This is a genomic window from Affinundibacterium nitidum (genome assembly GCF_014284155.1).
GTDB classification, from domain to species: Bacteria; Pseudomonadota; Gammaproteobacteria; order Burkholderiales; family Burkholderiaceae_D; genus Undibacterium; species Undibacterium nitidum.
The window spans coordinates 1-14,099 of sequence record NZ_JACOFZ010000013.1; the positions used below are offsets into that span (position 1 = coordinate 1).

The following is a 14,099-nucleotide window of genomic DNA, read 5'->3' on the forward strand; positions in this document are numbered from 1 at the left end:
CGCAATCGACAGCATCCATTGATCAACCCAACATTCAATGCGCAAGTTTTGTCGGGCGAGTTGTCATGCCTATCTCTACACTGAGTATCAGGTCAACCGACCCGACTAGGAGAAGCCCTTGAGTAACAACAGCAAACGTGACGACAATTTGAGTTCCATCGAACAACGATTGCGTACAGTCTTGCAGTTTATCGATCAGCATCTGGATGAAGATCTGTCAGTCGATACCCTCAGTGCGGTGGCACATCTATCACCGTTTCACTTTCATCGATTATTTTCATCACGATTTGATATCAGTGTGTTTCAGTACGTGCAGTTGTGTCGCTTCAAAAGTGCGTCTTACCGTCTTGCTTATCGACCTCAAACTCAAGTGATTGATGTCGCTTTGGACCACGGTTATGACGAACCTGAGAGCTTCGCACGGGCCTTCAAGCGGCATCTTGGTCAATCTCCGTCTGCCTTCCGTCAATCACCAGATTGGCGGCATTGGTATGACTTCCAACAGCCACTGAAAAACCTGAGGAATCAGCACATGACACCTACGCCACAAGAAATCGCCAAGACTGAAATCCGCTGCATTGATTTCGGCGAAACCTCTATCGCTGCTTTTGAACATCGAGGTGATCCAGCTCTGATCGGACAATCCATACGGCAGTTTATCGAATGGCGTCGTGGTCAAAAGCTTTCACCACAATGCTACGCAACCTTCAATATTTTGTATGACCATCCTGAACTTGTCGCGGTGAAGGATTTTCGCTTCGACATCGCCACAGCGATCGACGGTCGTGATCACCTTGAACTACAACAGAGCTTGGTGAAGAACATCGTCATGAAGACCATCCCAGCAGGTCGTTGTGCTGTGATGCGGCATTATGGATCAGACGACAATCTCGAACTGTCGATACGACGATTGTATGAAGAATGGCTACCGCAAAGCGGAGAGGAGCTACGCGACTTCCCCCTATTTTTGCAGCGTCGGAATTTCTTCCCTGAAGTGCATGAGGATGCGTTGGAAACTGATATTTTCTTACCAATTCAATAGAAGCGCGAACGCCATGTCAGCGTCGTAAAGGCGAGCTGACATGGATAACCGAAGATTCGATCTTTACAAAGAAGCTGCTAATTCCGCGCCTTCTTTAATCGCACGCTTAGCATCAAGTTCTGAGGCTAAAGCAGCGCCACCAATTTTGTGGAACTTTGGCCCAGACTCGCTCACTTGTTGCGGCATCAATTCAGTCAGAGACTCTTGACCCGCGCACATGATCACCTGATCGACCTCCAATACCTGTGCTTGGCCGCCCACCACAATATGCAAACCTTGATCGTCGATTTTTTGGTACTCGACACCAGCTAGCATCTTGACCTGATTACGTTGCAAAGTCGCACGATGCACCCAACCCGAAGTCTTACCCAAGCCAGCACCAACCTTGCTCGTCTTACGCTGCAACAGGTGGATCTCGCGCAGAGGTGGGGCGACATGTGGTGCGACTAAACCGCCATTTTGTTTCGCTTGCAGATCAATACCCCACTCACCTAACCAAGTGCTGAGGGAAATCGGCAACGGAGTTGCAGGATCATGTAAAAGATATTCCGCCACGTCAAAACCAATACCGCCAGCGCCGATGATGGCGACTTTTTTACCGACGGGCTTCTTGTGCAATAAGACATCGAGATACGACATCACTTTAGGATGATCAACACCTTCGATGCGCGGTGTTCTTGGCGTGATGCCAGTGGCAATAATAATGTGATCAAAGCCTTGAGCCACTAACTCTTCGCGCGTAACACGACGATTCAAATTGACTTTGACGCCGGTAATTTCCAAGCGCTTAGCAAAATAGCGCAAGGTTTCCTTGAATTCTTCCTTACCTGGAATTTGCATCGCGATTTTGAATTGACCACCGATCGTGTCTGAACTATCAAACAAGCTCACATCATGACCGCAGCTTGCTGCAACGGTCGCAGCCGAGAGACCTGCCGGACCTGCTCCCACAACAGCAACACGTTTAGCAATCGGCTTCTTGACATATTGAAGTTCGGTTTCGTGTGCTGCACGTGGGTTGACCAAGCAGCTAGCGCGTTGATTCGAGAAGGTATGATCGAGACAAGCCTGGTTACAAGCGATACAGGTATTGATCTCATCGACACGCCCCTCCGCCGCTTTCTTCACAAACTCAGGGTCGGCTAAGAATGGACGTGCCATCGACACCATATCTGCCGCACCACTCGCGATAATTTCTTCTGCCTGTGCCGGCATATTGATACGATTCGAGGCGATCACAGGAATCGACACTGCTTCTTTTAAACGCCCTGACACACTAGCAAAGGCTGCGCGCGGCACAGAAGTTACAATCGTCGGCACGCGAGCTTCATGCCAACCGATACCGGTGTTGAACAAAGTCACGCCGGCTTTTTCTAAGGCCTGCGCCACGGTGACGACTTCTTCCCAACTATTGCCACCTTCGACCAAATCTAAGATCGAATGACGATACATGATAATGAATTTCTCACCGACCGCAGCACGCACACGACGCACAATTTCAACCGGCAAACGCATACGATTTTCGATTGAACCACCCCAACGATCAGTACGATGATTGGTACGAACGCATAAGAATTGATTCAACAAGTAACCTTCGCTACCCATGATTTCAACACCGTCGTAGCCCGACTTTTGTGCCAAGCGCGCACAACGAACGTAGTCGCGTATCGTGCTCTCGATACCGGCTTCCGTCAGTGCCTTAGGCTTAAATTTAGAAATCGGTGCTTTCTTGTCTGAGGCAGAAACAATGAAGGGCTGATAACCATAACGGCCCGAATGCAAAATCTGCATCACGATCTTGCCACCTTCTTCATGCACAGCACGCGTCACTTTGCGGTGATTAAAAATATCACCCAAGCTATTCATGGTGCCGCCAAACGGTAACAACCAACCACGGCGATTGGGTGAAATACCCCCAGTGACAATCAAGCCGACACCACCACGTGCACGTTCTCTGAAATAGGCTGCGAGCTTACCGTAATTGTAAAAACGATCTTCTAAGCCCGTGTGCATAGAACCCATCATCACGCGATTGCGTAATTGAGTAAAACCGAGATCCAAGGGTTCAAGCAAATGAGGAAAATGCGCGTTTGCCATAGCTAACCTATTCAAAAAACAAGATCAGGCAAGAATACACAAGCTTGCTCAAAATAGCGAAATTTTGACTAGTTGATAGTCTCTAAACTGTCTCGTAAATGTTTGTAAGAAAAACTGGGCGAATTCGTAACAAATGTAAATGTCTTTGGTTTTTGCCGCTCGGCAAACTACTCTACTTTAAAGTATGCAAGAACTTCTACTGTGACTGCTCGCTTAAAATTATGAACCGCACTTTATTTCTAGGAATTGATAACCAAGAGACATCAAACTCTCTCAGGCAATTGTTCGCCGACTTAGAGTATATCGGCCATATCAAAAAATATGGCAATTGTTGCCTATTTATCAGCACCTTAGTTCAACGCATTCTGCAGGCACAAGGCGTGAATGTCGAACTGAAGACTTGCAATGCAATTGTTGAAAGATCGGAAGTACGCTTCCTTTTGGGCGGCAAACAATTCACTAAACCCGGCCAACTTGCAACCCATGTCGTTTGTATCGTCGACGGTAACATTTTGATTGATTTTGGATTAGGTAATGTAAGACGCTACTTCTATTCTGACTTTTTCCAAGCGGTGGTGTTGCCATATAACTCCGCTGCTGAAACGTTAAGCAGTGCGAAGTTGGATCAAAGCACAAGTCTTTACTATATTCATGACGCGATACCAGAAGAGCTCGCAAGCGAGCAGAGCTTTCAGGAACCCACAATGCAACAGGCCTTGCAAGAATATACCCAATATCAAAAAAACCGATTTCGCTTCTCGTTAGCAAGAGCGTTTCGTTGTATGGGATTTCGAACAAAGACTAAAAAGCCAATTCTCAATACTGGACTACACGCAGTACAAGCCAAATTCGACGACACATTTTTTTCATAAGCGATGAATGCTGACGGCAAAAATAGCCTTCATGCATAAAAACGCAAGATCTCAAGCGCGAGATCTGGATCCTTTTGGCAAAGCTGTAAATCCTGCGTTAGGTAGCTTTGGAAGCGAGGGTTTTTCGCAGCTTCGCTCTCCTGCAAATGTTTGAATCCCATATTCCAGTGAGAAAAACTACGCTCCTGAATCGGTTTATCGGCTAACAGTGTGACGTGATCATGACGCGAGTCATCTCTGATTTTCTCGTAAGTATGATGAACATCTTTGCGCTCACCTTCCAATACCTGTAGAAATCTGCCCTGCGCGAACAATAGCATTCCCGTAACAGTAAGGGCAGTATTGTTGCGCACCGCATGGCTATGAATGGAATTCAATACTGATTCGTCGGTCGTAATTTGACTCATATACACTAATTGATGCAGTCCCATCGCACACACTCCTTGTAGGCAGTTACCTCTTCCAACAGTCTAGAACTTTATCTGGACAGGATCAAAAAAATTTGGCGCGGCTTTGCGCTGCATCGAAGTCCATTTAAATTGGTGCACCCGGCGGAATCGGTGGCAATCCACGTAGTTTCACACTACTCGGATCACGTAGATACCTCGTAATGAGTTCTGCCGCTTGTTGTCGACTTCCTGCTTGTGCGCCCTTGCTTGGATTTTTCTGTAACCAAATAGCGAGCTCTTGTAACTGCTGACGGACCTGCGCTTGCACCTGTGGATGCAAACGACCACTATCAAGCATTGATAAGGTCGCATCCAGCACCACCCAGTTCGCTGCAAGCTGAACGGCCTCACCGGCTAGAACTTTGCTGGCAATAGCGTCGCGTTTCCAAGTATTTGCAAAACTTTGTTGAAGAACTTCCTCTACACTCAATTGCTGCGGCTCACGCGCTTGTTGCCATGCCAAGCGATTAAACCGCGCGGCATCAAACAGAAACAAACTAGTCTGCGCTGCAGCTGCTTCAACTGCAGAGAATGCATCAAAGGCAACGCTCATACGACTACTAAAATATTCTGGCGTGCGTTCATAACCTTCGCTCTGTGGAGTAAGGGCGTCGATCAGACTTGCTGGCAAAGCGAGTTGTTCAGCACGTACACTACTCAACAACTTTTGTAAGGCCGCTCGTTGCGTTTGAGCAGGCACGGTCTTGATACCTGGCTGTACGCGGCCTTCATTCGCATCTTGCGCGAGGCCATATTCATATTCACCGCCGCCGATCAAACGCGCCACTGCTTCTGTTTGATAACGATGTAGTAAGTAGACGGGCACCAAACGTGCCTCCAATTCACCTAACTGACGTTGCGCTGGTAAAGCAGCTAAAGAAAAATGGTCTAAGGCATAACGGCGGATTGCCATCAATTGATCGAAAGTTTTCAATGAATCAGCGCCGTAATCCCATAACAAACCATTGGGATGCATTGACGCCACTGGACGTGAATCAGCGTCTCCCACATATTGCAAACCCGCTGCTTTTGCTTTGATGCGCAACTGAGCGAGGGCCTGTTGTTCGTCTTGGCCAGGGAAAGTACCGTACAGATGTTGAATCACAAAATCATCCCACGGCCCGACTCCGACACCATAGGCGTCATTGACTTGCGGCTCGCCTTTCGCATTCAGGCTCAACATGGGATGTGGATAATCCATGACCGAACCATTTCCCAAACGGCTAGGTGCGAAATTATGGGCGATTCCTAGGGTGTGCCCCACTTCATGGGCGGCTAACTGACGTAAGCGTGCCAAGGCCATTTGTTCTGCTGCTTTTTTCTTGTCAGCTGCACTCATTTTTCCATAGGGTGCCAACAAACTTTCAGCAATCAAAATATCCTGTCGCACTCGTTGGGAACCCAGCGTCACAGTACCTTTGATAATTTCACCCGTACGTGGATCGGTAATCGCATTACCATAGGACCAGCCACGCGTTGCACGATGCACCCACATAATGGTGTTGTATCGTACGTCCATAGGGTCAACCCCTTCCGGCAAAAGCTCCACGCGATAGGCATCTTTGAAACCGGCCTTTTCAAATGCACTACTCCACCATCGCGCGCCATCCAGCAAAGCAGAGCGCACTGGCTCTGGTGTGCCACGATCCAAGTAATACACAATTGGTTTCTTCACCGCACTCACAGCAGCATTCGGATCTACCTTCTCTAGCCGATGTCTTACCTGTAGGCGAGTGACAATGCTATCAGCCAAAGGCGTACCAAAATCCATTACCTCATTATCGAAACCACCGGAAAATGGATGATAGGTGCGTGTTTGATAATGCTGAGGCAGACGCACCATGCTGATGTGCTGGTGCATACGCAAACTCTTGGGGTCGGCGGCAACTTGGCGCACAAATTGCCCCTCTCCTGATCCCGCAAAATTGAGCATCGCTTCTAGTTCGGTGTTATCAGGGAAGCTTTTTGCTTGCTGCGTTAACACTGCACTGCGCTTTTCATCGACCGTGTAGTTTCCCTGACGGCTGCGACTTAGACTATCAATCACACCATGACGATCGCTCAAGAGAAATGAGGAGAAATCGACCAAGAATTGCTGATTTTCAGTCGCGAGAATATCTCCCGCCCATAACACTGCACCAGCGAAGGCTTCACGCACCGAAGCAGACTCATCTGTGCTATCGGAAGTGGCGATAAATCTGGTGTTTTCTTGGATCAAAAACAAGCGCTTACCGTGCCGCTCAAAATGGACCAGCTTGCTCGCGCCTGCTTGTCCACGATCGAGACCAATATCATTGGAACCCAGGGCTTGTGGCAAAGAAGAAAATAGAATGAAGGCGCCTTGCTGTTCCGGCACAGCCAAATATAGTTTTCCGTGGTCATGATGCGTGTAGACATCAAAAAAGCCTGGGTTCTTTTTAAAACCCGCTAACTGCGAAGCAAAACTTGGAAGTGCCATGGAGGCGGCAGGTGCAGAGACTTGCCCGCTGGCAGACTGTGCATTGGCAGTCACTGCGACACTCGACATAAAACCAACAACCAGGGTTTGAACTATTCGTTTTAATACCAAATTCGGTGCTGCACGCATCTTCATTTCCTTCCGTCTTGAATGTGACTTTTTGTGTGACAAGCTAGCATTTCTCGTCAACTTGACTAGACTGACTATGACGCTGATTCTCAGAAAAAAGTTGCTTGAATAATCAACAAAGTCAGGATCGCACAGGATATGGACTTTGAACAGGCTTTTTCGCCATCCTGAGACAGCAGTTGCGAAATCCAACTGATATGCTCTCCAAGTTTGAAATCGTAGAAAGATGTTACAAACCATTCTAGGTAACAAATTCCTTCATCAAAGACAGGTTTGCTATGAAGTCAACTCATCTTTTCGTATTGCTTTCTGTACTTTGTCTTATACCTCAAGTCCAAGCGCAGGAAAGAGAGCGTGTTCGCCTTTATACGATAGCTGAGTTTGATGCCATCGGAAAAGAAGTTCCGCTATCTAAGCCTAACTTACACTTACTCGACTACTTAGAAAAACAACTTCATATTCAATTTGATCTACGCCGAGTACCATGGAAACGCGCTATCGAAAATGCATTGAACGGTGACGGCATATTAATGGGGATGTCGGTCACGAAAGAAAAAAGTATGAAATTTGCCTTTTCTGAACCCATCAACGGCAATGGCAATTGGTTAGTGACCTTATGTGATCGTCGCTTCAAATTCGAAAAACTTGAAGATCTTAAAGGTCAAACCATAGGAATTGTTTCCGGCACCAGTGTGGGCGAAGACTTTGATGGTCAAGCGAATCAATTATTCAGAGTGGAGCACGATACAGGTGCTGGCATAGCTCGACTGCAAAAACTGGCACTCAAGCGGGTCGACGGCCTGATTTGGTATGGAGGAATTAGCAATGCCAAAGAAATCGAAGAAACGATCAACCATAACTTCGATATCAAAAAGGATAGAGAGACTCCCGTGTTTTGCGTCCAAAGCAAACCTGTGTCAATTTTGACCAATCATTTTGCTATGAAAATAGACCCGAATAAAAACCAAATTCTGCAACGCATTAGTGCTGCCATTTTGAAAGGCCGAAAAGACGGCAGCCTGCCAACTTTAATGATCCCAAACTGATACACTACGGCATTTACACCCGCTCTAAATCACACGTCTAATTCAATGGCCACAGCTGCTCAAGTCAAAACACTCCAAGGAAAATTTGTCGAAGGTTCTACCATGCGTCATGTGATTAACATGACAGCGACTGGGTCCGTCGGGCTCATCGCAGTATTTTTGGTCGACGTATTAAACCTGCTCTATATTTCACAGCTAGGACACCATGAATTAGCGGCTGCCGTAGGCTATGCTAGTACTTTATTATTCTTCCACACTTCAGTATCAATTGGATTGTCCATTGCTGTGACGGCGACAGTTTCTCGCGCGATCGGGAGTGGAGACTTTCCTTTAGCCAGACAATTTGCAGCAAGCTCCATGTATCTGATTGCGGGCATCAGCCTCGTTATGGTGTCCTTAACTTATCCGGCGCTCGACCTGTTGTTACAAGTGCTCGGGGCGCAAGGAGAAACCGCTCGGCTCGCGGCACGTTTCTGCCGTCTTGTACTCCCATCCATTCCTTTACTCGCCTTCGGCATGGCACTCAGTGCACTGCTGCGCTCAGTCGGTGACGGCAAACGTGCAATGTTTGTCACACTCGGCGCTGCCGCTGCGACGGCAATTCTTGATCCACTGTTTATTTTCGTCTTTGGTTTAGGGCTAGACGGTGCGGCTTACGCCAATATTTGCGCACGTATCGTGTTGGCGGGCGTGGGCTTTTATGGTGTGCTCAAGGTTCATCAACTCTACGCCAAGCCAAGCAAAGAAGTCTTCCAACGCGGCGCGAAGGCTTTTGCGAGCATAGGAATTCCCGCCATTTTGACCAATGTCGCCACCCCCGTCGGTAACGCAGCAGTGACGACCGCGATCGCCGCCTATGGTGATCAAGCGGTCGCTGGTTGGGCTGTCGTCTCTCGCTTAATTCCGATGGCTTTTGCGGGCTTGTTTGCTTTATCTGGCGCAATAGGTCCGATTCTTGGACAAAACCTTGGTGCCAAACGATTTGATCGCTTGCGTTCCACCATGCGTGATAGCCTCAAATTCACTTTGATTTACGTCAGCATCGTATGGATCTTATTGGCCATCTTTAGCCACCTCATCGCCCGCGCTTTCGATGCAACTGGCATGGCGGAGGATGTCATCGTTTTCTTTTGCATGTTTGTCGCTGGCAGCTTCCTCTTTAACGGCAGTTTGTTTGTCGCCAATGCGGCGTTCAACAATCTCGGTTATCCCTTATATTCGACCGTTCTCAATTGGGGGCGTTCAACCATAGGCGTGATTCCATTCGTCTATTTTGGTGGTCTGTGGTTCGGCGCTCGCGGCGTGATGGCGGGTTATGGATTGGGCGTGGTATTTTTCGGGGTCTTAGGCGTTTGGTTGTGTTTCCGCGTCTTACATCGTATCGAACAACATCAGCATCACTAATTTTCACACTTTCATTCGCTAAGGTCGCACATGAAAAAATGGATACTTGCTGCATCAATCGCTCTCGCATTTTCCACCACGCAGGCGCAAAGTTATAGTGACTACCTATTGCAAGCACGCAGCGCGCTCAATAACAAAGACTACAAAACTGCCACCGCCCAGTTTAAACAGGCGTTCTCCCTGAAACTAGGCAGCTACGCCGACCTATATGATGCCGCTTGCGTCGCCGCTTTGACTGGCGACAAAGACAGTGCGTTTAAATGGCTAGAGCAAAGTATTGCGCAGGGCTGGTTTAACCTGGATCATTTAACCACCGACAGCGACCTCATCTCGCTGCATAAAGACAAGCGTTGGGCCCCTACCCTCAAAACCCTCAAGAGCAAACTCGTAGCGCAAGAGAAAAACTACGATCACAAGCTCAAAGCACAACTCGAGAAAATCTATAGCGAAGACCAAGATCTACGTAAGAAGTTGATCGCGATGGAACAGAAGTTGGGGGCAGATTCCGCAGAAGTGAAGGCGCTCTGGCAACAAATCGACGACAAAGATGAGCACAATCTCAAGCAGGTGGAATCAATCATATCTGAAAATGGTTGGCTGGGGTCAGATCAAGTCGGACCGAAAGCGAGCCAAACTTTATTTTTAGTCGTCCAGCACGCAAGGCCAGAGATGCGCCTCAAGTATGTCAGCTTGTTGCGCGCCGCGGTGAAGGCCAAAAAAGCCGATGCAGCTTCGTTGGCTTTAATGGAAGATCGAATGGCCACTGAGGCAGGCGATAAGCAGTTATATGGTAGCCAACTGCGTCGCGTGAATGACCAAATGGAATTATTCCCTATCGCCGACCCCGATCACCTCGATGAACGGCGCGCTAGTATGGGGCTGCCGCCGATTGCAGAATACGTGAAAATTTGGAAGCTTGATTGGGATTTAGCGAACTACAAAAAACAACTGGAAAAATACGAGGCAGAGCAACGCGTGCGTGTCGAAGACTTAGCCCGCATTAGCGATGTGTTATGGCGCGGACAGCTAAGCTATCTCGACTATGGTAAAAACGTTTGGGTCGATATCCCCTCAAATTTACGCGTCAGCAAATCTGAACAAGAGGCCTCAACTTGGCTATGGAGTTATGGCTACGACGATGAACCACACGCCAACGCCAAAGATGGTATTCGCCTATCAGAAGACGGAAAGAAGCTCGGCCAAGAAGAAGTAATCTCGCGCGAATTACGGCCCAATGGCGCCTTAAGAATTGTGACGACGATGCCTGGCGAAGACGATCGTCGTCCAGCGCAGTTTAGATTCACCTATACGATCACTGCGGACAGTTTTGATCGTAAAAAAGAAGTCAAATTAGTCGGTAGTGAAGACTATTTTGTGCGGCATGTGTATGCCTGGAAAAAATAGGATTCTATTCCTTACTGCGACTCAACAAAGCCTTCAAACTCGCTAATCGATTTTTCGGCGTAATCACCTCATCTTCTTTCGGTGGTGCATCACCTTCATCGAGTTTCATTTCTTTGATAAAGCGTGAAGGATCGCAGTGAATCGATTCGCCAGCACGTTTGCGTTTCTTGCACCAAGTCACATGCAAACTACGCTGGGCACGCGTAATGCCGACATACATCAAACGACGCTCTTCTTCGATACGCGCAGCTATGGTTTCGACAGGCGCATCGGGGTCACCTTTATGCGGCAAGATCCCTTCTTCAACACCAACCAAAAATACGTGCGGGTATTCCAATCCTTTCGACGCATGTAAGGTCGACATACGCACGGCATCGGGATCTTCATCTTTGCCTTCCATCATGGTCATGAGCGCAACCATTTGTGTGAGGTCGAGCAGACTGCGATGATCGTCAGTACCATCTTTACCGCCACTGCCTTTTTGCGACAGCCATTGCGTAAAATCGAGTACGTTTTGCCATTTCGCTTGGGCGGCCTTGTCATCGAAGCTATCGTAGAGATAACTTTCGTAATTGATTTCTTTCATCAACTCAGCCAGCAATATTTCTGCGTGCCCTTCACGATGGGCATGTGCTTCCACATTATTAATGAAGGTACAGAATTCGCGCAGAGGTCGTAGTTGTCTATCGGTGAGAATCGCTTCGATCCCACCCTTGAACACTGCCTCGAACAGTGAACACTGCCATTTACCTGCAAAGGAACCAAGCGCTTCTAGCGTTGCTTGCCCAACGCCTCGACGCGGCGTGGTCACGGCACGAATGAAAGCCGGATCGTCTTCCTCATTCGCAATCAAACGCAGGTAAGCAATGATGTCCTTAATCTCGGCTTTATCAAAAAAACTCTGGCCACCGGAAATCGTGTAAGGAATGCGCTCCTTGCGCAAGGATTGTTCAATAATCCGTGCCTGATGATTCCCTCGATACAAAATCGCATAGTCTGACCAGTTTGCACGTCGCTCAAATCGGTGCGCTGAAATCATAATCGCGACTTGTGCAGCCTCTTGCTCATCATCTTGCATACCCAACACTTTGACGGGGTCACCCAAGCCATGTTCGGACCACAAAGATTTTTCGAATAGCTTAGGGTTATTGCCAATGACTGAGTTAGCTGCCTGCAAAATACGGGTGCTGGAACGATAGTTTTGTTCGAGCTTAATTACGCGTAAATTGGGAAAATCAACCTGCAAGGTTTTCAAATTTTCGATGGTCGCACCACGCCAAGCGTAAATCGCTTGATCATCGTCACCCACCGCGGTGAACATCGGTTTTTTGCCAATGCCAGACACTAACAATTTCACCAATTCGTATTGGCAAGTATTCGTGTCTTGATACTCATCGACTAAGAGGTAACGCAATCGACGCTGCCACTTATCGCGCACTTCCTCATTGTGACGGAACAGTTCCACTGGTAAACGAATCAGATCATCAAAGTCGACCGCTTGATAAGCAGACAGCGTCGCCACGTAGCTGCGATAAATACGTGCCGCTTGGGCCTCTTCTTCATCTTGCGCTTGCGCCAATGCTTGTTCAGGGTCGACCAAACCATTTTTCCACAGCGACATCGCGGTTTGAATCCGACGAATCAACTGTTTGTCGGTAGTGATTGCCAAGTCTTGCACTAACGAAAAACAGTCATCGCTGTCCATAATGGAAAAGCGGTCTTTCAAACCGAGGGCACGAGCCTCTTGCCGTAGAATTTTTACACCCAAAGAATGGAAAGTAGAAACCGTCAGTTGCTTTGCTTGTTTCGGCTCACGTAAGAGTTTAGCAATCCGTTCTTGCATCTCTAACGCTGCCTTGTTGGTAAAGGTCAGCGCCGCGATGTGTTTAGCATCATAGCCGTGGATCTCAATCAGATTTGCGATTTTTTGAGTGATAACGCGGGTTTTACCTGAACCGGCTCCTGCCAAAACTAGGCATGGACCATCCATATAATTGACTGCATCGCGTTGGGGTTGATTGAGGCCGTGAGACATGAAAACTACCAAAACAAGTTAAGCTCGTATTGTACTCTGTCTGCTAGGGCTATCGCGACACAAAATCAAGCGAAAACCAAATGCTCAGGGACGAGTGTTCTTAGCAGGGATGGTAAATAGTAATGCTTTCGCCTCTTCATTTGAAAAGCGTTGGCTTAATATGTGCAGGATAGTCCCATCACTCAACATTGCACGTATCAGTGCTTGCCATTGTCTTGCTTGCTTCGCCGAGAAAGCTTTCTTCGAGAGAGCAAGCGAAGACACCGATTTACTGCCGGGATCCCAATCCATAAAACGTATCCGACCATGAGGTGGATAACGTTCGAGATAATATCGATAGGCTAGCGGTGAGGCGATAGTGGCATCGAAACGGCCATGTGCAAACATGCGATATAGAGTATCAATATCACCCACTTGTTCTAGCCTTCCAGTGGCGACCAAGCGCTCACTCCAGGCATCGTACAGAGGACTGTATTTGAACGATCGAACACCGCCTATCATCAACTTTTCGTCTGCAATAAATTGCTCCATTGTGGTGATAGCAGGTGGCACTTTTGGCCCCAACAGCACATATTTTTTGTCTTGAAGGTAGGGCGCAAACCACGCATATTTATCGCGGTCATTTGTCTGCACCCCAGAGGCCAGCATATCGATACTACCTTCTTCTAGTTCGTACCAACTTCGGGCCCGAGGCAAGATCGACACAGTAAATGTGCAGCCACTTCGCTTAATCAACTCTTGGAGGAGATCCTCATCAATTCCCCCACTACCTTTGACATAGAGCGTTCCCATCTCGTAGTGGGCAAAACGGATGGGCTGGCGGGGACACATGTTTTTGTCGATCGACTGCGCTTTTACGGGCAACAAAACCGCGCATAACAACACGCAAATTGTTAGAAATTTCCCGAGAATCGAACCCACGCCTTACCTTTTAAAAATAGGCTCGCAGAGGTCGCCGTCTCTATCGCGACACTATTGCCCATTGATCATAGAGCTACAGTATTCCCGAATTGGCGCTACCGATCAAACACTATCCGAGTTTTCGGATGAATATCCAACGCTTAAGGTTTTAAAGATCGGGAATCGAACGGCCAAATAAGACAGGCTTTGCATCTGCGCTTAACACTGTTAGCATAAGTTCATCTTAAAACCTATGGCTGCCC

At 47.9% G+C, this 14,099-nt stretch carries 10 protein-coding genes; 5 read left to right on the forward strand and 5 right to left on the reverse strand.

Features of this window, described 5'->3' with window-relative positions; all coding sequences use genetic code 11:
- Positions 1-118 precede the first annotated feature (118 nt).
- On the forward strand, positions 119-1,042 hold the full coding sequence (locus tag H8K36_RS18140; protein ID WP_222611275.1) for an AraC family transcriptional regulator: 924 nt from the start codon (positions 119-121) through the stop codon (positions 1,040-1,042).
- A gap of 63 nt (positions 1,043-1,105) precedes the next feature.
- Here H8K36_RS18140 and H8K36_RS18145 read toward each other — a convergent pair whose 3' ends face one another.
- Complete coding sequence (locus H8K36_RS18145; RefSeq protein WP_186917941.1) at positions 1,106-3,139, reverse strand: NADPH-dependent 2,4-dienoyl-CoA reductase; 2,034 nt, start codon at positions 3,137-3,139, stop codon at positions 1,106-1,108.
- A gap of 221 nt (positions 3,140-3,360) precedes the next feature.
- Here H8K36_RS18145 and H8K36_RS18150 point away from each other — a divergent pair, with 221 nt between their 5' ends.
- Positions 3,361-4,011: a hypothetical protein gene (locus tag H8K36_RS18150; protein ID WP_186917942.1), complete on the forward strand. Its 651-nt coding sequence runs from the start codon at positions 3,361-3,363 to the stop codon at positions 4,009-4,011.
- 29 nt (positions 4,012-4,040) lie between these two features.
- On the opposite strand, the gene H8K36_RS18155 is transcribed toward H8K36_RS18150, so the two are convergent.
- Together H8K36_RS18155 and H8K36_RS18160 are read right to left on the reverse strand one after the other, a co-directional pair.
- On the reverse strand, positions 4,041-4,442 hold the full coding sequence (locus tag H8K36_RS18155) for a BLUF domain-containing protein (protein ID WP_186917943.1): 402 nt from the start codon (positions 4,440-4,442) through the stop codon (positions 4,041-4,043).
- Between the two features lie 103 nt (positions 4,443-4,545).
- Entirely contained in the window at positions 4,546-7,047 is a 2,502-nt protein-coding gene (locus H8K36_RS18160; protein ID WP_230404809.1) for a zinc-dependent metalloprotease, read from the reverse strand.
- A 278-nt stretch (positions 7,048-7,325) separates the two neighbouring features.
- On the opposite strand from H8K36_RS18160, the gene H8K36_RS18165 reads away from it, so the two are divergent.
- From H8K36_RS18165 to H8K36_RS18175, 3 genes are read left to right on the forward strand one after another with little or no spacing between them, the layout of a single operon-like run.
- Positions 7,326-8,093, forward strand: a complete 768-nt coding sequence (locus tag H8K36_RS18165; protein ID WP_186917944.1) for a substrate-binding periplasmic protein — start codon at positions 7,326-7,328, stop codon at positions 8,091-8,093.
- A 45-nt stretch (positions 8,094-8,138) separates the two neighbouring features.
- Positions 8,139-9,497 (forward strand): MATE family efflux transporter, encoded by a 1,359-nt coding sequence (locus H8K36_RS18170; RefSeq protein ID WP_186917945.1) that lies wholly within the window; start codon positions 8,139-8,141, stop codon positions 9,495-9,497.
- Between the two features lie 30 nt (positions 9,498-9,527).
- The gene (locus H8K36_RS18175; RefSeq protein ID WP_186917946.1) at positions 9,528-10,901 is read left to right on the forward strand and encodes a DUF6624 domain-containing protein; all 1,374 of its coding nucleotides are present in this window, start codon (positions 9,528-9,530) and stop codon (positions 10,899-10,901) included.
- A gap of 4 nt (positions 10,902-10,905) precedes the next feature.
- Here H8K36_RS18175 and H8K36_RS18180 read toward each other — a convergent pair whose 3' ends face one another.
- Positions 10,906-12,936: a UvrD-helicase domain-containing protein gene (locus tag H8K36_RS18180; protein WP_186917947.1), complete on the reverse strand. Its 2,031-nt coding sequence runs from the start codon at positions 12,934-12,936 to the stop codon at positions 10,906-10,908.
- An 84-nt stretch (positions 12,937-13,020) separates the two neighbouring features.
- Complete coding sequence (locus H8K36_RS18185; protein WP_186917948.1) at positions 13,021-13,767, reverse strand: substrate-binding periplasmic protein; 747 nt, start codon at positions 13,765-13,767, stop codon at positions 13,021-13,023.
- Positions 13,768-14,099 lie beyond the last annotated feature (332 nt).